The sequence below is a fragment of the Komagataeibacter saccharivorans genome, from assembly GCF_004348195.1.
Classification (GTDB): Bacteria; Pseudomonadota; Alphaproteobacteria; order Acetobacterales; family Acetobacteraceae; genus Komagataeibacter; species Komagataeibacter saccharivorans.
Genome location: NZ_CP036404.1, coordinates 2,126,559 through 2,147,513, shown reverse-complemented (window position 1 = coordinate 2,147,513; position 20,955 = coordinate 2,126,559). Strand labels below are relative to the sequence as shown.

The following is a 20,955-nucleotide window of genomic DNA, read 5'->3' as shown; positions in this document are numbered from 1 at the left end:
AGCTCAGCTCCCGCAGCTATGTCACTTTGCCCGCACCACCCTTCAGCGGGGCAGGAATTTCAGCGCAATGGTCGCACCCACACCGGCGAACGTAAACAGGGCGGAGACAAGAAACAGCGCGCCATATCCCATTGTCTGGATCACCAGACCCAGCAGCGGCCCCGACAGGCCCACGGCGATATCAAGGAAAACGGAAAACGCACCCAGCGCCGAACCCCTGTTTTCCGGCCCGACACGAGCCACCGCCAGCACCCCCATCGCAGGAAAGACCAGTGAGAAACCGGCCCCCGTCAGCGCGGCCCCCAGTGCTGCCCCCGGCACGCTGTCACACTGCCACAGAACGACCAGTCCCAGCGTTTCCACCACAAGCGATACAAGGGCGACCACCAGCCCGCCGCGCCGGTCGATCTGGCGGGCGAACAGGAAGCGCATGAGGCTGAACATGACCCCGAACCCGGTCAGCGCCACGGCAGCCCCCTGCCAGTGATTATGGGCATAGAACAGGGCCAGACAGGCGGAAATCGTGCCAAACCCCACCGAACCGCAGGCCAGCACGATTCCATGCGGCAGGACGCGCATGAACACGGCCTTGAATGGCATGGGCGGCCCCTTGCCGGGTACCGGGGGCACCGGTTCATACCGGCGGGCCAGCACGAACCCGAACAGGGTAAGGGCGGCAGATAACAGCCCCACCATGGTCAGGCCGCCAAATGGCAGGGGCAGGCCGGACAGGACCTGACCAATGGGCGCGCCCAGCGCGATCCCGCCATAGGATGTAACCCCGTTCCAGGAGATGACCTGCGCGGTCCGCGCCGCGCCTACGCGACCGATATTCCACATGATGGCGCCCGTGGCGGTCCAGCTTTCCCCGATCCCGAGCAGGATGCGGCTCAGGATCAGCAATCCCATGGACAGCGCGGCAAAATGCATGAGGGCACCGGACAGAAGCAGCATGACCCCCGACAGCGTGCAGATGGCCAGCCCCCGGACAACGGTGGGCTTGGCCCCCAGCCGGTCCGTCTGCCGCCCCGCACTGGCGCGCGAGGCGAATGTCGCCAGATACTGCACGGATACGGCCAGCCCCGCCAGAACGGTATTGTAGCCCAGCACCTGATTTACAAAAACCGGAATGACCGCCATCGGCAGGCCGATATCGATATAGCACAGGAGGTTGAACAGCACGACGGCCAGTATCCGCCGTGTATGGGACACCGATGATGCCTGCGAGCCGGACATGATACGCATACACTCCACGAACTGAGAAACAGGCGCCCCGGCCGGCGCGCGCGTGACGGCAATCCTGACCTGCCTGAGAAAATGGCTTTGTAACGAAAGCACAATACGGATTAAGGAAAAATCTTAAAAACCCGGGCGATCACCTTTAGCCCTACACAATCTCCTGTGCGGGACGCAAACGGGCGGCACGGGGCATGATGACACAGGATGCACGCCACATGACGCAATCCCCAACACCCGATGCGGGTGGATACATCACCGTCTCCAGCCGCGTGGCCTATGAAAACCCATGGACGCGCGTGAGGGAGGACATCATCATCCGCCCCGATGGCAGGCAGGGCCTGTACGGCGTGGTGGAACGGGGCGATTTTGTCGTGATCCTGCCGTTATGGAACGATGCCGACGGCCCGCGCGTGACCCTTATCCGCCAGTACCGCTATCCTGTGCAGAAACGGATGTGGGAACTGCCCATGGGCATGTGGGAACACCGCCCCGATGCCGCCCCCGATGAGGTCGCACGCGGCGAACTGCGCGAGGAAACCGGCCTTGTCGCTGATACGATGCGCGATGCCGGCCTGCTTTACCAGGGTGCGGGCATCACCACCCAGAAGGGCCGTGTTTACCTTGCCACCGGCCTGCGGCAGGGTCCGCACCAGCGCGAGGAAACGGAAGCCGACATTACCTGCCACACCGTAACCCTGCCGGAAATGGAGGCGATGATTACGGACGGACGCATTACCTGCATGGTCACAATCGCCGCATTCGGGCTGATCCGGGCGCGCGGCTGGATCTAGCCGCGCGACGGGATGCTACCTGCACAAGGGCGCGAGATAGCGCTCCAGATTGACGCGCAGCGGCATAAGATAGGTGTTGCCGCCCGCCTGCGCGACTGCCGCCATCATCTGGCGGGCGAAGGCAATGTTCGCCTCCATCGTCGGTTCAAAGTCCGGGGGGAAAATGACGTGGTTCGTCGTTTCCCAGTACGAACGCGATTTTGGGCCGACTACCGGGGAAATGCCCCAGAACACGTTTTCCCCATGCAGCCAGTTCATACACAGATCCAGCATGCGCATGTCGAATACGGGCTGGGTAAATAATCCCGCCGCCCCGGCATCCTTCTTGCGCGCAACGGCTTCCATTTCCTGATACGGCGCACGGCGGTAAGGATCGAAGGCGGCATAGACCGTCAGGTGCGGTGCCTCACGGCGATAACGGGCGATCACGCTTTCGCTGGTATTGGGATAGGTACGGTGCTTCAGGTCCGATGGCGGATCGCCCTGCACCACCAGCACTTCGGTCAGGCCCTCATCATCCGCGCCGGGCAGCGGCGCATTGGGGGCAATGTCGATTGCGCGTATATGCGGGATCACGCGGGGAAAGACCGGCCGGATCAGGGTCGCGGCTTCCCAGCTTCGCAGCGGAAAGCGCAGCAGATCGGGGATATTGATCATCTGCGCATCGGGAAAACACTGACGGACCTCATGGGCGTCACGCAGCAGCGTTTCGGAATCGCGCGGGATCAGTTCAACAGACGTCAGGGTCATTTCACGCCGTCCGCTTTTCAACAATCACCCGTGCCGCATCAAGCGTGTTGCGCAGCAGGCAGGCAATCGTCATGGGGCCGACCCCACCGGGCACAGGCGTAATGAGGCCCGCATGCTGCACGGCTTCGTCAAATTTCACGTCGCCCACCAGCCGTGTCTTGCCTGACGGCAGGGTGACACGCGATATGCCCACGTCAATCACGGTGGCACCGGGCTTGATCCAGTCACCGCGCACCAGTTCACGCACCCCCGTCGCCACGACAAGGATGTCCGCCTGCCGTGCAAGGGCCGCCGTATCGCGGGTATCGATATGGGCAACGGTTACGGTGCAGCCTTCATGCAGCAGCAGTTCCGCCATGGGACGACCCACAAGATTGGACGCACCGATCACCAGCGCGTCCTTGCCACGCATGTCCCCCACGTAATGACGCAGCAGCAGCAGGCAGCCCAGCGGCGTGCAGGGCACGATACCGGGCAGGCCCAGCGCAAGCCGTCCCGCATTGACCACACCCAGCCCGTCCACATCCTTTTCGGGCAGGATGGCGTTGGTCACCGCAACCGGGTCCAGCCCGGCTGGCAGCGGCAACTGCACCAGAATACCATGGATTTCCGGATCGGCATTCAGTCGGGCAATCAGGCCCAGCAGTTCTTCCTGTGATGTGGTCGCGGGCAGCATATGCATGAACGAACGCATGCCTGCCCGATGGGTCTGCAGCGCCTTGTTGCGCACATAGACCTCACTGGCCGGATCATTTCCCACCAGCACGACCGCAAGACCGGGTGTGACATGGTGACGGTCATAGAAGGCGCGGACTTCGGTGGCGATATCCTGCGTCAGGCGGGCGGCAAATCCCTTTCCATCAATCAGGCGCGCGCCAGATGGTTCCTGCGCATCGGATACTGCTGGGCCGGTCATCATCCCTCCGGAAAGAAACATGGCAATGCGAGCAGATAAGGCAAGAAGCTACCGGGCGACAATCATTGCCTGCGGGTTTTCTGGCGCAAACGTTAAAAAAAATTTCCCTGTACCGTCACCGCACATAAAAAATGGCCGGGACGTCGCCGCCCCGGCCACCACGCGAACCGACTGATCGGGGATGACTTACTGGTCGTCGTCCTCACCCGTCGGGGCATCGTTGTCATCCGCATTGGGGCTGACCGCCACGAAAACGCTCTGCCCGTTACGCACCACCCGCAACAGCACGGAATGGTTGGCCTGCAGGGCCTGCCTTATGGCGGAAACCGTCGCGCGGGGGTTTTCAACCGGCACCTCGCCCACGGCCTGAATGACGTCACCGGCATGGATACCGGCCTGTTCCGCAGGCGAACCGGGCTGCACGTCACTTACGACCACACCGCGCACCCCTTCTTCCAGCCCGAGCTGCTGTCGCATGTCAGGCGTAAGCGGGGCGAGGGTCACGCCAAGGCGGGGTCCCTTCTCCGCATCGTGCGAGGTATCACCCACCGTGCTGTCGGCTGTCCCACCCTTGCCAAGGCTGGCGATCGTAACGCTTGCCGTCTGCGGCCTGTTGTTGCGCAGGTAGGAAATGGAAGCCTTCGTGCCGGGGGTGATGGATGCCACCTCCACCGCCAGGGTGTGCGGCGTATCGACGGCGCGGCCATTGAGTTCGGTTACGACATCACCGGCCTTCAGTCCGGCCTTTTCGGCGGGGCTGCCGGAGCTTACGCTGGCAACCAGCGCGCCGGTGGCGGGCGCACCGGATGCCGAAGGCTTCAGGCCAAGCGCGCTGGCCATGGATGGCGTGATGACCTGCGCTGTCACCCCGAGGTAACCGCGTGTGACGTGGCCGGTCTTTTCAAGCTGGTCGACAACATTCTTGACGGTATCGGAAGGAATGGCGAAGCCGATCCCGATCGAACCACCCGATGGCGACAGGATGGCGGTATTCACGCCCACCACCTTGCCATCCTGCGTGAAAAGCGGACCGCCGGAATTGCCCCGGTTGATGGGGGCATCCACCTGAATGAAGGAATCATACGGGCCATCGCCAATGTCGCGGCCCCGGGCCGATACGATACCGGCCGTGACCGTCCCGCCCAGACCATAAGGATTGCCCACGGCAACCACCCATTCACCCGGTTCGACCCGATCGGAATCGCCCAGTTCGATAAAGCGCAGCTTGCTTGTGGGCGAGACCTTCAGCAGGGCGATATCGGTCTTGGAATCGCGTCCCACGATCTTGGCGGGCAGCGCCGTGCCATCATCCAGCGTGACCGTAACCTTGGTCGCACCCTTCACCACATGGTTGTTGGTCACCACATACCCGTCGGGCGAGATGATGAAGCCCGATCCGCGCGCCTCCACCGTCTGGTGGGACTGCTGCGGCATCATCTGGAACGGAAAGGGGAACGGGAAGCCGCCGCCGGGCATGCCACCCGCGCCCTGCTCCTCGCTCATGTCCGGGTCCTTGATGCGCGCGGTGATGGATACGACCGCGGGTTTGACCTGTTTGACGAGATGGACGAAATTCGGCAGCTGCTGAATCTGCGTATCAGGGCGGATAACCCCGCTGTCATCGGCCCGGGCCGGAGGAGCGGCGAGCAGACCGCCCCCGACTACCGTGCTGGCCACCAGAGAAGCCAGCAGCGAGCCACGAAACCGGCGCAAGGAAATGGTGTTCGACCGTAATACGTCTGACATGATACCCCTGAACATGATGGTCCTGCTGCAAACTCGAAACAACGGACGGGACTGATCGCCGATGCCTACAATCCCATTCCCTGCACTGTGCCACAAGGGAGCCGACCCCTCCTATACCGTTGCATGACAAATAGGTTAGGCACGCAGGTGGCGGAAAAAATCCTGTAGCATCCGTCCCGTTTCGCGCTCGCGCACGCCCCCCACGATTTCGGGGCGATGCAGGCAGCCGGGATGGGAAAACACGCGCGGACCATGCTCCACGCCGCCGCCCTTGGGGTCATAGGCGCCGAATACGATCCGCCCCACCCGGAAATGCGTGGCCGCCGCCGCACACATGGGGCAAGGCTCCAGTGTGACGTACAGCACGCAGTCCGCAAGCCGACGTCCGCTGCGCTGCGCGGTTGCCGCACGCATCACCTGCATTTCCGCATGGGCGGAGGGATCATGCCATTCTTCCACCCGGTTGCCCGCGCGGGCCAGCAACTGCCCGTCCGGTCCGGACAGGGCAGCGCCCACCGGCACTTCCCCGCGCAGGGCGGCGGCCTGCGCCTCCTCCATCGCGATATCCATGAAATGGGCCGGTAACGGGCGTGAGCGTATCATGCCACCACGATAGCAAGCCCGCACGCCCCGGCAAGGCCGGGCCCTGCGCCGCCATCGATCGGCGCCCCGGCGGTCGCACGTTCTGGACTGGATTCAGGCAACCCGGACCTGACAGTATCGTTACGTGCGCAGGGGCAGGCCGGTCTTTTCCGGGCCGCGTCACCGTCCGGATCATAACCGGCCCATTTATTGGGGGGTAAGGTCATGCATACACTGACACTGGTTCTTGCCACCGCCGCCATCGTAGCGGGAATGGCCACGGCGGATGACACCACCCGCTACCGCCCCGTAAGGACGGGCCAGACCTGCGCCCTTACCTGCCTGCTCTATTCCGGTCCGCAATAGGGCAGGATACGGGGCAATCCGACACGGTCAGGGCATGGGCAGTTCGTTGACGGTCACGATACGCCACCCTTCCGTCAGGCGTTCAATCACGCTGAGCGCCAGATTCTGGATGGAAAAATGCAATGCGGTTTCGGCATGCACGCGCAGCGCATGCGCCAGCGCGGCCCGGATGGCACCCCCATGGCTGACCACCACCATGTCCTGACCCGCGTTCTGGTCAGCCAGCCGGTCCAGGCAGGCCCCGACGCGCGAACAGACCTGCACCATGCTTTCGCCCTGCGGTGGCAGTTCGGTCGCACTGACGGACCAGAAAGGATGGGCGGGTTGGCTCAGCCTGTTGGGCAGCGTATCGTGCGTAATGCCGTGCCAGTCGCCCATGGACTGTTCGGTAAAGTCAGGTTCCACCTGCCACGCATGCTCGCCATAACCGGCCTGCTGAATGGCGCGGGCCGTCTGCTGCGTACGTGACAGGGGGGATGTGAACCACAGGGCGCCACGCGGCAGCCGGTGGGCCAGTGATTCGTACATGCGCCGCTGGGCCACCAGACTGTCGGGGCAGAGCGGCACGTCCATCGCGCCATACAACCGCATGCGGGCATTCTGTTCGACCAGTGCGTGGCGGATGAGCCAGAAACGGGTGACACCCTTCTGAAGCTGGGGTGTATCGAGAAAATTGCCGTGATTGTTCTGCGTCGTCACACTCAAAATCCGTCGGGAAGGAAAATCAGGAAAATTCAGGCGGGCAGGATTGCCCTGACCTGCCAGCCATGTGGCAGGTAGGTCTGCGCCGGATTGGCGGCGCTGAGCCGCGACCAGTGCCGCACGATCAGTCCGACCTTGTCGAGAACCCGGCTCACATTGCGTGCCTCGCGCTGGAGGCGGCCAGTGGGGTCCATCCCTTCATGGGAAGGTTCGCCCGAAACCAGTCGCGCCCCGGCCGAAATCCGCAGCGCACCCGCAAGAACGCCGGGCAGGTCGGGATGGACCAGCGGCACGGGCTGGCCGATATGGCACAGGACGGATGCAATAGCCGCATCCGGATCATTGGCCGGAACAAGGTCCGACAGGTCGGTATTGAGCCACGCATAAAGCTGACGCGCCTGTGGCAGCGCCAGCGGACGGAAGGTTCCGGCCTTACTGTCCGGCGCACGGACAAAAAAGCTCATGATCGTTGGCAGGCAGTCCCATGCGTTATCCAGATCAGCCCGCTGCGGCGGTACCGGGGGCAGCAGTTCCAGATGGGGGTCGCGCGTGATCCGTGCCTCCACCGCGGCAAGGAAATGCTTCAGCCGGTCATGGACCACCGCGCGGGGGATGGCGCTGAGTGCCGCCATTTCCGACAGCGCGGCCCGCCAGCGCAGGATCAGGCCGATATTATGCCCCACCGGCAGCACATCCACCGCCTGGCCCGCGGGCCAGGCATGGCGATGGCTATACGCCCCCAGACCCGCAGGAAGGGGATCACCCCCATCCAGCCTGCGCCGCACCCCAGCCGGTAACAGCAGCGCCCCGCAGAAAGGCGGCCCCGTAAAGAATTTGGAGCCAGTGACCATGACCATCCAGCCCCGGTCCAGATAGGCACGTACCCTGAGCGGGTCGAGCCGGGCCTGACAGGCATCCACCACCACATCGGGACACTCACCATCATGCCCATCAGGAGCGCATGCCTGTTCCAGTGCGTCCAGTCCCGGTGCCAGCAGGCCGGTCTTGGACAGGTCGAGGCGATGCAGCAGCACATGGCGACCCGCATGGCGCAGTTCATGCGTCAGGCGACACGTCTCCGCATCCACATCCGCCGGGGCGCGGACATGTCCATCCGCATCCCGCATGGGAACATTCATCACCAGCGTATCGGCGCGAAACCCGTCGATCCGCGCGCCGCGCGTGACCGCAAGGCCACGTGCCGTATCATTGGCGAAGTGACACCCCATGGCGGCAAGCGGCACGCCGCTGCCGGTTTCTTCCGGCGCAATCAGGATATTGCCGACGGGACGCCCGCCGGGCGCCCGCGCGGCAAGGGCCAGCGCATACAGTTCGCAATCGGTGCCAGAGGGAGCCAGTACAACCCCTTCTTCCGCCGTCAGGCCGAAATGGGCGGCGATCTGGGCCTGTATGCCGGCATCGAGACTGCACGCAGCCGCGTCCGTCCTGCCATGCAGTGCGCCTGCCAGCAGGGACAACCGCGCCGTCTCGGCCCCTGCAAAACCCCGTTCGGACAGGGAAGACGCGGTGGAGGAAGCAAAGGTAATGGCCCACGGACGCGGCCGGTGCGAACAGCCATAGTGATTCAGCCCGGTTGCCGGATCGACCGCCAGCCGCGCATCGCCCCCCGTAGCCATAAGGCTTTCGGTCGGCCCCAGCAGCGGCCACAGGGCCTGCAGCCTGTCATGCAGTTGTGGAAAGGAACATCGCCCGCCCCGTTGGGAAAGGGCGGGTTGCAGAGGAGCCAGCGCGGGCCAGATTTCCTGCAGGACGGAAACACCCGGCAGGTCATCCCCCGCCATGATCGGCACCCATGCGGCAGGTGCGTCAGCATCCTGCCGACCGGTATCAAGATACCAGAACAGCGCCGCCGTACGTGCCGCGCAGAAAGCCGCGCACATGGGCCGCTCCGGCGCGGTTTCCCGCAGGACGGCCAGTTCCAGCGCATGACGCAGGTAAAAGGCCGTGACCTCCTGCTGTCCCTGCACCGGCAGTCCCAGTACGACGCCCCCATCGGGCTGGATACGGAATGGAAGGTCCAGCGCGGGGTCCAGCGCGATCCGCCGTTCCCCCGCAATCACGCGCAGGTCTGGCCGTTCCAGAACGCGCATCAGTTCCTGCGTCAATGTGTGGGCGAACACCGTGCTGCTTCCTTATTCCACGTTGTCGGACGGCAGGGTCCAGCCTGCCTGGGCCATAAGCAGGCGCATATGCTCCGGGGGCATGGCCGTGGCATGCACGGGAACGTCCAGCGGGAGGGAAATGCTCCGGCTCATGAGGTATAACGCCCCCGTCCCTGCTGCGCCATATCGCCCGTCACCCAGTATGGGGCATCCGATGGCAGCACAATGCGCCCGCGCCTGATGAGTTCGCCCGGTATCGAGTACCAGTTCCAGCCAGCTTACCGGCGCACCCTGCGCATCGCGCCCCTGCCCCAGCACGCGCCAGCGCGTACGGGCCGACTGGCCCCCTTCTTTTACGACCTGCATATGCCACTGCCGCCCGTGCTCCACCCGCGCCAGCGCCGCATTCACCACGCCTGATGACGCAGCCGGTGTTCCCTGCACCATGGCCCAGTAGACCTTGCGCGCCTGTCCCGCCGCAAAACACGCCTGCGCCGCAACAAGGGCCTGCTTGCGCAACGCCACGACAAGACAGCCTGCCGTGTCCTGATCCAGCCTGTGGGCCAGCCATGGGCCATTACGGTGGCGCGACAGCAGGGGGAACCAGTCCTCCACACTCGGGCCGCCATCCCGGCCGGGATGGACGGGCAGACCGGGTGGCTTGTCCAGAATCACAAAACGGTTATCGCGGTACAGGACCGTAAAAGGTAGCGGAGATGAAGGGTGCGCAGGCGGGGGCGGAATGGTCCTGCCCCTCATTCGTCATCCGATGGGCGACGCATCAGGACTTCACGCCGGCCCACGTGATTGGCCTCACTGACCAGCCCTTCCTTTTCCATCTGTTCGATGATCTTGGCCGCACGGTTATAGCCAATCGACAGATGCCGCTGGATAAACGACGTGGACGCCTTGCCTTCCCGCGCGACGACCTCGACCGCCTGCGCGAACAGGCCGTCATCCTCGCTACCGCCTGCCGGGGCGGAGAAAGGCTTGTTCGTGCTTTCTTCTTCCTGCGGGGAAATGACATCGTCGTCATAGATCGGTTCGCCCTGCGTACGCAGGAAGGCCACGACCGCCTCGACCTCGTTATCATCCACGAAAGGACCATGCACACGCGTGATCCGGCCACCGGCCTGCATGAACAGCATGTCGCCACGGCCCAGAAGCTGCTCCGCCCCCTGCTCGCCCAGAATGGTACGGCTGTCGAACTTGCTGATGACCTGAAAGGAAATACGGGTCGGGAAATTGGCCTTGATGGTGCCGGTAATCACATCGACCGACGGACGCTGGGTGGCAAGGATCAGGTGAATGCCCGCCGCGCGCGCCTTCTGTGCCAGACGTTGCAGCAGGGCTTCGATTTCCTTGCCCGCCACGATCATGAGATCGGCCATCTCGTCCACAACAATGACGAGATAAGGGAGGGAGTCGAGGGCAAGCTGCTGCTCCTCGAACGTGGGCTTGCCGGTTTCAGGGTCATAACCGGTCTGCACGCGGCGGGTCACGATCTCGCCGCGTTCACGCGCTTCGGCCACGCGTTCATTGTAGCTGGCGATATTACGCACCTGCAGATGCGCCATGGCGCGATAGCGGCGGTCCATTTCGCGCACCGCCCATTTCAGGGCGGCGACCGCCTTGGCCGGTTCCGTCACCACCGGGGTCATGAGATGGGGAATACCCTCGTAAATCGAGAGTTCCAGAATCTTGGGGTCAATCAGGATCAGGCGGCACTGCTCGGGCGAAAGACGATAGAGCAGTGACAGGATCATGGCGTTCACGCCAACGGACTTGCCCGATCCGGTGGTGCCCGCGATCAGCAGATGCGGCATGGAGCCAAGATCGCTGTATACGGATTCGCCCGCAATATCCTTGCCCAGCGCCAGATTGAGGCGTGCGCGGGAATGCGACCACTGCGGGTCCATGAGCAGTTCGGAAAAATAGACGGTCTCACGCCGCGTATTGGGTACCTCGATCCCGATCACGTTACGTCCGGGCACCGTGGCGATCCGCACGCTCAGCACCGACAGGGAGCGTGCGACATCGTCAGCCAGCCCTATGACACGCGCGGCCCGGATGCCGGGTGCGGGCTGAAGTTCGTACAGCGTGACAACCGGCCCTGCGTGATAGGCCACGATTTCACCCTGCACGCCATATTCCGACAGGACCGTGACAAGATGGGCCGCGTTGGCCTGAAGCAGTTCCTCGGTGGGTTTTGTCGTCTCGTCCGATGCCGGGGGCTTGAGAAGCGACAGGGATGGAAACTGCCATTCCGGCTGCGGCGGGGTGGTGTAGGTCGTCTCCTCCGCGCCAGCCATGGGGGACGGATCATAGGCATCCGGCATGGAAGCGGGTTCTTCCGCCGCCGTCCTGCCGCCACCGGAGAAGAAGCGCGACAGGAGCGTCGGCCGGGCGGGTTCCGCAATACCGGGCGGCAGTTCATCATGCGCAGGGGTAAGGACCGCACCCGTTTCCTCGGACGCGGGGTCCTCATGCCAGGGCAGGCGATCGGATGATGGAGCACCCATCAGCAGGGGCTGGGTGATTTCCTCATCCATGCCGGGCGGATGCATCCAGCTTGTCTGAAGGGATACCTGTGGCGCGCGAGGCCCGTCCGCCTTACGTGCGGCAACAGCCGGGCGGGGTTGGTCTTCCGCCGCCCGGACAGGCGCGGATACGGTCTTCGCCGCGGGGAAAGGCACGGCCTTTGCCGCCGCCGGGTCCGCCACGGGCATGATGGCCGTACCTGCCGCCATGCGGTGCGTGGGCATGTCCTCAAGACTAGGTTCCATACCATGCGCGGTCTTGAGGAAAGGTGACGCCTCCAGCCCCGCTTCCCCCATTACGGATGAAGGCGGGACGTAGGCGGCAGCGCGGCCGGGCGCGGGCTGGTGCGTCTCCTCCTCCTCCCTCGCCTTCCGGGCTTCGGCGGCATGATGGGTTACACGACGCAGCCAGCGGGTCAGCACTACGGGCTGACGCAGCAGGAACCTGATACCGCGCCCGATCCCTTTCCATTCAGCAAAGGAGAGCGCGAAGGCAAGCAGCAGCAGCAGCAGCCCCAGCGTCAGGCCCAGCACCCAGACAAGGGCGGGGCCACCGCGTCCCACAAACACGGTCGCCGCCTGAATGGACATATGGGCGATGGACAGGCCAACCGCACCGCCCAGCCCCGCACCGGTCGGCCACAGGGCAGCGGGGAAACCCGGTACCAGCAGCGGCACGGCCGCGATATCGGCGGCCACCACAGGCAGGCTGCACAGCAGGGCGACGATACGCAGTATGACAGCAGCCAGCCCACGATGGCGGATCAGGCGCCAGCCCCATGCCAGCAGACACAGAATGGCCAGCACCCCCACGATGCCGAAATCCTGCAGCATGATATCGGCCATATACGCACCGGGACGGCCCAGCAGATTGGCGGGTGGCTGCGAGCTGGAGGTATTGGCGGATGGATCGCGCGGATCATAGCTCCATAACGCAATGGCAAGACACAGGGCCAGACTCCACAACCCCAGCCCCCCGGCTTCGGCCAAACGTTCGCGCACGCGCGAACGCATCGAGTCCGAAGAGAACGATTCAGGGATAAAACGGCTGAAGATCGCCAAAAATCCATATCCTGATCAGATAGTCCCGCGCACATGGACGCCGGGAACCAGAGGCACTGGAGAAATGACCGTCGCGCATCATGCCATCATTTCCGCTAAACGGTGTAACTATAACCCTGTCCGCCCCGTGGACAGAAGGCCGCTTTACATAAAATACGGCAATGAATTACGCGGCAGCACCTGATTCATGCCGCCAGACGGACAGCCGCGCAGCCCCGTGCCGCCGTTCAAGCAACAGCCGCTCGGCCGCAACCGGAAGGGACTCGGTCGCCGCAGTCTCCACGACAATAAGCGTCGAGGGCCGCAGCCATCCGCCGCGCTCCAGCACGGCCAGCGCGCGTGCGGGCAGGTCACGGTTATAAGGGGGATCAAGGAAAACCAGATCCACAGGTCCTACCGGATCGCAGGGCGGCAGGCGCAGCATGTCCATCGCGCGGATCACGGCCCGCCCGGACATACCACATGCCGTGACGTTCTCGCGCAGCGCGCGAAGCGCAGCCCGGTCCTGTTCCACAAAAATCGCGGCACCGGCCCCGCGTGACAGAGCTTCCAGCCCCAGCGCGCCCGTTCCGGCGAATCCGTCCAGCACGCGCGCACCCCGGATCATATCCGCTCCCGCCCACGGCGCGTGGGACAGACTGTCGAACAGGGCCTGCCTGACCCGATCAGCCGTGGGGCGTGTTGTCTGTCCCGGCGGCGCATGCAGGCTGCGGCCCCGGCATTCTCCCGCGATGATCCGCATTACGCCCGGCGCGACGTCTTGCCGCCCACAAGGCCGGGAACCTGTTCACGGATTACCTTGCCGGTCACTTCCTCCAGTTCGCCACGCGACAGCGTGCCAAGCTGGAAAGGCCCGTAAGAGGTACGGATCAGGCGGCTGACATGCAGGTTCAGCCCACGCATGACCTTACGGATTTCGCGGTTCTTGCCTTCACGCAGGGAGACGGTCAGCCACGCATTGTCACCCCTGCTGGAATCCAGATGCGCTTCGATCGGACCGTAGCGCACGCCCTCGAACTCACTCCCCTTTGCAAGGGAGGCCAGCATGCGTTCGTCCACCACGCCAAAAACACGCACACGGTAATGGCGTATCCAGCCATTGCTGGGCAGTTCCAGCCTGCGGGCCAGTTCACCGTCATTGGTCAGCAGCAGCAGTCCCTCGCTGTTCAGGTCGAGACGCCCGACACTGATGACGCGCGGCAGACCCGGCGGCAGGGAATCGAACACGGTGGGACGGTCTTCCGGGTCGCGATGCGTGGTGACCAGCCCGTCAGGCTTATGATAGCGCCACAGCCGCGTACGGTCGGGAGCGCTGACCACGTTCTGGTCCACCTGCACGATATCGGCGGCATCGACAAAGGTGGCGGGGTGGGTCACGACCGCACCGTTCAGGCGCACCCTGCCCTCGGCAATCATGCGTTCCGCATCACGCCGGCTGGCCACGCCGGAACGGGCCAGCCATTTGGCGATACGGTCGCCGCGTGCGGTTGCGGATGGCGTGGAATTATCCTGTGTCATGTTCCTGTCTGCCTCGCAGCGTCGATCAACCCTTCGAACAGGAGACGGTCCCCTGTCGATATGCCAAATTCAGGATGCCACTGCACCCCGATACAGAATGGATGGTCGGGCAGTTCAATCGCCTCCACCACTCCATCGGGGGCCGTAGCACAAATAACCCCCCGCCCCGCATCCGCCACGGCCTGATGATGCGCGGAATTGACCGGCAGCCTGTCCTGACCGACCAGCCGGGCCAGCCGTGTGTCTGCCACGATGGCGACATCATGCCCCGGCTGATTGCGGGGATTAGGCTGCTCATGCGGCAGTGCAGCAGGGTAGGTATCGGGAATATGCTGCACCAGCGTGCCGCCCAGCAGCACGCCAAGCAACTGCATGCCACCACATATGCCCAGCACCGGTATGCCACGCGCCAGTGCGGCATGGACCAGCGCCGTTTCCGCCAGGGTACGCCGTGGCTTTGTCTGGACCGTAGCATGCTGGTCCGTCGCCCCGTACAGATCGGGGGGCACGTCAAAGGCGCCACCGGTTACGACCAGCCCGTCCAGCCGTGCGACCAGTGCCGTCGCCAGATCAGGATCATGAGCGAGGGCAACCGGCAGTCCGCCGCATTCGGCGATCATATCCATATAATTCTGGCGGATGGCGTACCATGGAAAGCGCGAATAGCCGGGCTGTCCATCAGCGGATGGCTGTTCGCTGTCCAGTGTGACACCAATCAGGGGACGGTGGGCGTTCATCCCGTCTGCCTAGATGAATATGGGGCCGAAGGGAATGGGTATGCCATGCTGCCCTTCCCCTGCCGCCTGACCAGAACTGTGCCGCAAAGCGGACGACCGCGCGGACATGACACAAAAAATCCCCATCGGCGGAGCCTTGATGGGGACTTCTGTAACCTTATTAAACCCTATGGTGGGCGCACAAGGGCTCGAACCTTGGACCCGCTGATTAAGAGTCAGCTGCTCTACCAACTGAGCTATGCGCCCACAGGGTTACCGCTTGGGTGAGAGGGCTTCTAGCAGCCTATCTTACTGCCTGACAAGGGGGTTTTTGAATTTTTTTGAATTTTCTACTGTTGCAGGAGACGCAGCAGGCCATCGAACTGTTCCAGCGAACGGTAATCGATTTTTATGCTGCCCCCCTTGCCATCGAACGTGATCTGGACCTTTACCCCAAGCCGGGCCGTAAGCTCGCGCTCCAGCGACGTGATTTCGGGATTACGGGCGCTTTTTTCTGCCTTCTCCCGCGTGGCGGCTGCCTTGCGTTCATGCTGTTTGGCCAGAGCTTCCGTCTGGCGGACATTCAACCCCTGCCCCAGCACAACCTTCAGGGCGGCAACCGGATCGGCATGCGCCAGAAGGGCACGGGCATGCCCCGCCGACAGCCCCCGATGCCGCACCGCGTCGCGCACGGGCGGCGGCAACTGGAGCAGGCGCACCATATTCGCCACATGCGGACGCGACTTGCCAATGGCGCTGGCCAGTTCATCCTGCGTCAGCTCGTAATCATCCAGCAGCCGCTGAAGGCCCTCCGCTTCCTCGATGGCATTGAGGTCCGCGCGCTGGAGATTTTCCACCAGCGCCGCGGCCATCGCATCGCCATCGTCCAATGCGCGGATATGAACCGGCACGTCATGCAGTCCCGCAATCTGGGAGGCACGCCAGCGGCGTTCACCCGCGATGATCTGGTAGACACCATTACGCTGCGGATGGGGGCGTACCAGAATGGGTTGCAGCACACCACGCACGCGGATGGAACTGGCCAGTTCATCCAGTGCGCCGGGTTCCATCTGCTGACGCGGCTGGAAGGGGCTGGGTTCCAGCACGTCCACCGGCAGGCTGGAAATGATCTCACCACCGCTCCTGCGCCCTTCGACCGCAGGGGCGGCAGGAAGCATGTTGGCCTGTTCGCCCAGCAGCGCCGCCAGCCCCCGCCCAAGACGGGGACGGGCCGCATCCTTCCTGGTTTTCATCAGCGTGCTTTCCCTTTTCGTGTCCCGCGCAGGGCCAGACGGTCCGATACTTCGGCCGCCAGAGCCTGATAGGCCTGACTACCCGACGAACGGCTGTCATAATTCATGACCGGCTGGCCGTGGCTCTGTGCCTCGGATATGCGGATATTGCGGGGGATCAGCGTGTCCATCACCTTATCACCGAAGAAGCTGCGCGCATCATCGGCCACCAGTTCGGACAGGTTGTTGCGCCGGTCATACATGGTCAGCACGATACCATCGAGCTTCAGCGCCGGGTTGAGCGACTGCCGCACGCTGTTGACGGTGCGTACCAACTGGCTGATCCCTTCCAGCGCAAAGAATTCGCATTGCAGCGGCACGATCACGGACTGCGCCGCCACAAGGGCATTCAGTGTAAGCAGTCCAAGGCTGGGCGGGCAATCAATCAGGATGGCATCATAATCCGCGCCGATCTGGGCCAGTGCATCGCGCAGGCGATATTCGCGCCGGTCGGCCATGACCAGTTCCAGTTCGGCCGCAGCCAGTTCCGTATCCGCCGCGATGAGGGACAGGCCGGGCAGTTCGCTGGCCTGCACCACAGCCGTGGCGCGCGCGCCATCTTCCAGCATGGCATAGGTGCCGCTGCGCCGGGCATCATACCCCACCCCAAGGCCGGTGGAGGCATTGCCCTGCGGGTCCATGTCAACCAGCAGAACCTTCAGCCCGGAAGTTGCCAGGGCCGCAGCCAGGTTGATGGCTGTCGTTGTCTTGCCAACGCCGCCCTTCTGGTTGGCCAGCGCGATAATGCGGGGGGAAGATGCTGTCTGACTTCCCGTCTCATTCATTGTTATGGTCTCTGACACGCCTGATATCGCTCAATTTTAGAATCACACCATCCGTATCTGTACGGCTTGGAATCCGGGTTGTCGCCATGTGCCAACCGGCACGGGCTGTCGTCAATTCCGCTTCGGCATTCCGTCCTTTCAAAAACAGGCAGAACCCATCGGGCTGAAGGAAGCGCACGCCCCATTCCAGCAGGCGCGACAGCGGGGCAAGGGCGCGGGCTGTCACCACCTGCGCGGGGGGCACATCCGCCACCTCCAGACGCCGGGCGCAGACACTCACCTGCACGCCCACCACCCGCGCGGCTTCGCGCAGGAAGGCGGCCTTGCGCTGGTCCGACTCAATAAGGGTAACCTGCGCATCCGTAGCACATGCGATCACCAGCCCCGGAAAACCGCCACCCGATCCCATATCCACAAGCCTTGTACCGCCGGGCGGTATCTGTCCGGCAAGCTGCAGACTATCGGCTATATGCCGCGACCACAAATGCGGTAGGTCATGCGGGGAAACCAGATTGATACGCTGGTTCCAGCGCAGCAGGATATCCGCATATTTTTCCAGCCGGTCGCGTGTTTCACGTGAAACATCGGCCATATCGGGCGCAAGGGTAGCCGGGCCGCTCATGCCGTCACCTGCTTCTGGCGGATATGTGCAAGCAACGCGACAAGGGCGGAAGGCGTGATTCCCGGAATACGCTGCGCCGCCCCAAATGTTACGGGCCGCACCCGTGCAAGCCGTTCCTGCATTTCCGTACTCAGGCCACCAACCCGACCATAATCGAGATCAGTCGGCAGGGTGATTTTTCCTTCGGTAGCCAACTGGCGGATCTCGCGGTCCTGACGGGAGATGTAACCGCTATAGCGGGCTTCCGTCGTCAGATGCTGGGCTACGCGGGGGGATAATTCGGCAAACCACGGTGCAATCCCCACAATCGTTTCAGGTGACGCATCCGTCGCCAGCACATCCAGAAGCGAACGTGCCCGCCCATCTGCCGAGACATTCACACCTGCCTTGCGCAGGACATCGGTGCCGTAAGTTTCATTGCGGGCCCGGGTGGTCGCCACATCAATCGCGGTGCAATCGGACTGAAAACGGACAGCACGCGCCGTCCCGACGCATCCCCATTCCAACCCGCGCGGCGTCAGGCGCAGGTCCGCATTATCCGCGCGCAGGGTCAGGCGATATTCCGCGCGGGATGTGAACATGCGGTAGGGTTCGGACACGCCCTGCGTTGTCAGGTCGTCAATCATCACACCGATATAGGCATCGCCACGATCGAGGGTAACACCCGCCTGCCCCGCCGCATGCCGGGCGGCGTTCACACCTGCGATCAGGCCCTGCGCACCAGCTTCCTCATAACCGGTAGTGCCATTGATCTGACCCGCCAGAAACAGGCCGGGCATGTTTTTCAGTTCCAGTGTGGGGGCCAGTTCGCGCGGGTCCACATAATCATATTCCACTGCGTAGCCCGGCCGGACGATGCGGCAGTTTTCCAGCCCCGGAATGCTGCGCAGCATTTCAAGCTGTACATGTTCGGGCAGGCTGGTGGAAATGCCGTTGGGATAGACCAGATTTCCCTCCGGATTGCCTGGCAGCCCTTCCGGCTCCAGAAAGATCTGGTGGGATTCGCGCTGGGCAAAGCGTACAACCTTATCTTCGATCGAGGGGCAGTAGCGTGGCCCACGCCCCGATATCGCCCCGCCATACAGGGCCGAAAGCTGAAGGTTTTCGCGTATGATCTCATGCGTGCGCGGCGTAGTGGCCGTGATCCGACAGGACACCATGGGATTGGCGATACCATCCGTCATGCGGCTGAATGGTTCGGGCACCGCATCCCCACGGTCTTCAGGCAGACTGTCCCAGTCGATGCTGTCACGCGCGATACGCGCAGGCGTTCCCGTCTTGAGCCGCCCCATCCGCAGCCCAAGCGCCTCCAGCCGCGTGCCCAGCGCATTGGCGGGACGATCCCCTACCCGCCCCGCAGGCTGGCTGTCATGCCCGACATGGATGGTGCCCCGCAGGAACGTGCCGGTCGCCAGCACAACGGCACCGGATGAAAAGCTGCGCCCGTCCTCGCAGATGATACCTTCAACCTGTCCCTGCGCATCCGTCAGCAGGTCAGCCGCTGCCCCTTCGACAATATCAAGTCCATCGGTCGCGGCCAGCAGATCCTGTATGGCCTGCCGGTACAGTGTCCGGTCTGCCTGCGCACGGGGGCCATGCACGGCCGCCCCCTTGGACCGGTTGAGAAGTTTGAAATGAATCCCGGCCCGATCGGCGGCAATGCCCATCAGCCCATCCAGCGCATCGATCTCGCGCACCAGATGTCCCTTGCCGATCCCGCCTATGGCCGGATTGCAGGACATGATGCCAATGGTCTCGCGCCGATGCGTCAGCAGCATGGTGCGTGCGCCCGTACGTGCAGCGGCAGCGGCGGCTTCACATCCCGCATGCCCCCCACCGACGACGATCACATCATATGCGCGATTCATCCAGTCTTGCTCCTACTTGCCAATACAGAACTGGCCAAACACCGTATCCAGAAGGGCTTCCACATCCACGGCCCCCGTCAGGCGGCCCAGCGCCCGCATGGCCAGCCGCATTTCTTCCCCACGCATTTCCGGCCAGTTCATATCAAGCGCCCGCCCGATATGATGCACCGTTTCCTCCAGCGCCGCACGATGCCGCGCGCGGGTAAAAGGTGCAGCAGCCCGGCCCGATGTCAGCGCGCGCGCCCTGTCGGCCAGAACGGTCCTTAACACATCCATGCCGGAATGGGTGAGTACACTGATGCCAATCGTGCCTTCAGGCGCATGATACAGGTCTGTCTTGTTACATACCAGCAGGCTATTTCCTTCCACCGGTTCGGGTACCACATCACCGGTAAAAACCTGCACCACACAGTCAGCCTGTTTCACGTGAAACAGTGAACGCCGGACCCCTTCAGCCTCGATCTCATCATCCGTTTCACGCAGTCCGGCGGTATCGACCAGCGTTACCGGCACATCACCCAGCACCATACGCACCTCGATCGCGTCGCGGGTGGTCCCCGCACGGGAGGAAACGATCGCGGCATCCCGCCCCGCCAGCGCATTCAGCAGGCTGGATTTGCCAACATTGGGTTCCCCCACAATCGCAAAGAGCAGTCCGCGCCGTAGCCGCTCGGCCCCCGCCCCTTCGGCCAGATAGGTCTGCATGGTGTCATGCAATACACGCATTCCGTCCAGCAACCCCTGTTCAACTTCAGGTGGCAGTTCTTCATCGGGGAAGTCGATCAGTGCTTCCTGATGCGCTAGGAACGTACGCAGTCTGTCTGCCCATTTCTGGTACAACTGGCTCTGCGCCCCATCAACCTGCGCCAGCGCCTGCTGGCGCTGGGCTTCGGTTTCGGCATCGATCAGGTCGGCTATGCCTTCCGCCTGCATAAGATCCATCCGCCCATGGGCAAAGGCCCGGCGGGTGAATTCCCCCGGTTCCGCCGGGCGGGCGCCGAGGGCCACCAGCGTATCGGCAACGGCATTGATAACCGCAGGCCCCGCATGCAGGTGCAGTTCGGCACTGTCTTCACCCGTATAGCTGTCGGGTCCGGGAAACCAGAGCACCAGCGCCCGGTCCAGCAGGACAGGTTCCGCCCCATCGCGCCGCCACAGCCCCCGCAACGAAGCCCGGCGCGGCGCAGGCAACCGTCCGGTCAGGCTTTCGACAATCCTGCCCGTTCCCGCCCCGCTCAGGCGCATCACCGCAATGGCGGCACGGGACAGCCCGCTGGCCAGCGCAAAAATGACCGGCGGATGTCCATCACGTTCCTGCATAAACATCTCCGTCATCG

The 20,955-nt window shown here is 63.5% G+C and carries 18 protein-coding genes, 1 tRNA gene and 1 pseudogene; 2 read left to right on the top strand and 18 right to left on the bottom strand.

What is annotated here, in order from left to right; all coding sequences use genetic code 11:
• Positions 1-42 precede the first annotated feature (42 nt).
• Positions 43-1,245, bottom strand: a complete 1,203-nt coding sequence (locus KSAC_RS09860) for an MFS transporter (RefSeq protein ID WP_102325008.1) — start codon at positions 1,243-1,245, stop codon at positions 43-45.
• A gap of 209 nt (positions 1,246-1,454) precedes the next feature.
• Between KSAC_RS09860 and KSAC_RS09855 the strand changes: the two genes are divergently transcribed.
• Positions 1,455-2,030: an NUDIX domain-containing protein gene (locus tag KSAC_RS09855; protein ID WP_102325007.1), complete on the top strand. Its 576-nt coding sequence runs from the start codon at positions 1,455-1,457 to the stop codon at positions 2,028-2,030.
• A gap of 15 nt (positions 2,031-2,045) precedes the next feature.
• Here KSAC_RS09855 and KSAC_RS09850 read toward each other — a convergent pair whose 3' ends face one another.
• From KSAC_RS09850 to KSAC_RS09835, 4 genes are all read right to left on the bottom strand, one after another.
• A complete protein-coding gene (locus KSAC_RS09850) occupies positions 2,046-2,780 on the bottom strand; it encodes a methylenetetrahydrofolate reductase (protein ID WP_132305253.1) in 735 nt (244 codons plus the stop codon).
• Between the two features lies 1 nt (position 2,781).
• Positions 2,782-3,696, bottom strand: a complete 915-nt coding sequence (gene folD, locus KSAC_RS09845) for a bifunctional methylenetetrahydrofolate dehydrogenase/methenyltetrahydrofolate cyclohydrolase FolD (RefSeq protein WP_102325279.1) — start codon at positions 3,694-3,696, stop codon at positions 2,782-2,784.
• Positions 3,697-3,882: 186 nt separating this feature from the next.
• Entirely contained in the window at positions 3,883-5,457 is a 1,575-nt protein-coding gene (locus KSAC_RS09840) for a Do family serine endopeptidase (RefSeq protein WP_102325005.1), read from the bottom strand.
• Positions 5,458-5,577: 120 nt separating this feature from the next.
• Positions 5,578-6,045, bottom strand: coding sequence for a nucleoside deaminase (locus tag KSAC_RS09835; protein ID WP_102325004.1), 468 nt, complete (start codon positions 6,043-6,045; stop codon positions 5,578-5,580).
• A 204-nt stretch (positions 6,046-6,249) separates the two neighbouring features.
• Here KSAC_RS09835 and KSAC_RS17295 point away from each other — a divergent pair, with 204 nt between their 5' ends.
• Positions 6,250-6,390: a hypothetical protein gene (locus KSAC_RS17295; protein ID WP_162900411.1), complete on the top strand. Its 141-nt coding sequence runs from the start codon at positions 6,250-6,252 to the stop codon at positions 6,388-6,390.
• Between the two features lie 27 nt (positions 6,391-6,417).
• Here KSAC_RS17295 and KSAC_RS09830 read toward each other — a convergent pair whose 3' ends face one another.
• The 13 genes and pseudogenes from KSAC_RS09830 to mnmE form a co-directional block, all read right to left on the bottom strand.
• Entirely contained in the window at positions 6,418-7,089 is a 672-nt protein-coding gene (locus KSAC_RS09830; RefSeq protein ID WP_110546802.1) for a histidine phosphatase family protein, read from the bottom strand.
• A 35-nt stretch (positions 7,090-7,124) separates the two neighbouring features.
• A complete protein-coding gene (locus KSAC_RS09825; protein ID WP_132305251.1) occupies positions 7,125-9,233 on the bottom strand; it encodes a hypothetical protein in 2,109 nt (702 codons plus the stop codon).
• A pseudogene (locus KSAC_RS09820) lies at positions 9,215-9,974 on the bottom strand (RluA family pseudouridine synthase). The gene KSAC_RS09825 and the pseudogene KSAC_RS09820 overlap by 19 nt, the downstream one beginning before the upstream one ends.
• Positions 9,971-12,817: a DNA translocase FtsK gene (locus KSAC_RS09815; protein WP_132305247.1), complete on the bottom strand. Its 2,847-nt coding sequence runs from the start codon at positions 12,815-12,817 to the stop codon at positions 9,971-9,973. Before KSAC_RS09815 ends, KSAC_RS09820 begins: the two are co-directional and overlap by 4 nt.
• 166 nt (positions 12,818-12,983) lie before the next feature.
• Positions 12,984-13,559, bottom strand: coding sequence for a 16S rRNA (guanine(966)-N(2))-methyltransferase RsmD (gene rsmD / locus KSAC_RS09810; RefSeq protein ID WP_132305245.1), 576 nt, complete (start codon positions 13,557-13,559; stop codon positions 12,984-12,986).
• The gene (locus tag KSAC_RS09805) at positions 13,559-14,335 is read right to left on the bottom strand and encodes a pseudouridine synthase (RefSeq protein ID WP_102324998.1); all 777 of its coding nucleotides are present in this window, start codon (positions 14,333-14,335) and stop codon (positions 13,559-13,561) included. The genes rsmD and KSAC_RS09805 overlap by 1 nt, the downstream gene beginning before the upstream one ends.
• Positions 14,332-15,072: a gamma-glutamyl-gamma-aminobutyrate hydrolase family protein gene (locus KSAC_RS09800; protein WP_132305243.1), complete on the bottom strand. Its 741-nt coding sequence runs from the start codon at positions 15,070-15,072 to the stop codon at positions 14,332-14,334. Before KSAC_RS09800 ends, KSAC_RS09805 begins: the two co-directional genes overlap by 4 nt.
• Positions 15,073-15,242: 170 nt before the next feature.
• Positions 15,243-15,318, bottom strand: a tRNA-Lys gene (locus KSAC_RS09795).
• Between the two features lie 83 nt (positions 15,319-15,401).
• On the bottom strand, positions 15,402-16,304 hold the full coding sequence (locus KSAC_RS09790) for a ParB/RepB/Spo0J family partition protein (RefSeq protein ID WP_132305241.1): 903 nt from the start codon (positions 16,302-16,304) through the stop codon (positions 15,402-15,404).
• On the bottom strand, positions 16,304-17,128 hold the full coding sequence (locus KSAC_RS09785) for a ParA family protein (protein ID WP_110546808.1): 825 nt from the start codon (positions 17,126-17,128) through the stop codon (positions 16,304-16,306). The genes KSAC_RS09790 and KSAC_RS09785 overlap by 1 nt, the downstream gene beginning before the upstream one ends.
• A complete protein-coding gene (gene rsmG / locus KSAC_RS09780; protein WP_132306222.1) occupies positions 17,121-17,720 on the bottom strand; it encodes a 16S rRNA (guanine(527)-N(7))-methyltransferase RsmG in 600 nt (199 codons plus the stop codon). The genes KSAC_RS09785 and rsmG overlap by 8 nt, the downstream gene beginning before the upstream one ends.
• Positions 17,721-17,746: 26 nt before the next feature.
• Positions 17,747-19,618 (bottom strand): tRNA uridine-5-carboxymethylaminomethyl(34) synthesis enzyme MnmG, encoded by a 1,872-nt coding sequence (gene mnmG, locus KSAC_RS09775; RefSeq protein WP_132305239.1) that lies wholly within the window; start codon positions 19,616-19,618, stop codon positions 17,747-17,749.
• A gap of 12 nt (positions 19,619-19,630) precedes the next feature.
• A complete protein-coding gene (mnmE, locus tag KSAC_RS09770) occupies positions 19,631-20,938 on the bottom strand; it encodes a tRNA uridine-5-carboxymethylaminomethyl(34) synthesis GTPase MnmE (protein WP_132306220.1) in 1,308 nt (435 codons plus the stop codon).
• Positions 20,939-20,955 lie beyond the last annotated feature (17 nt).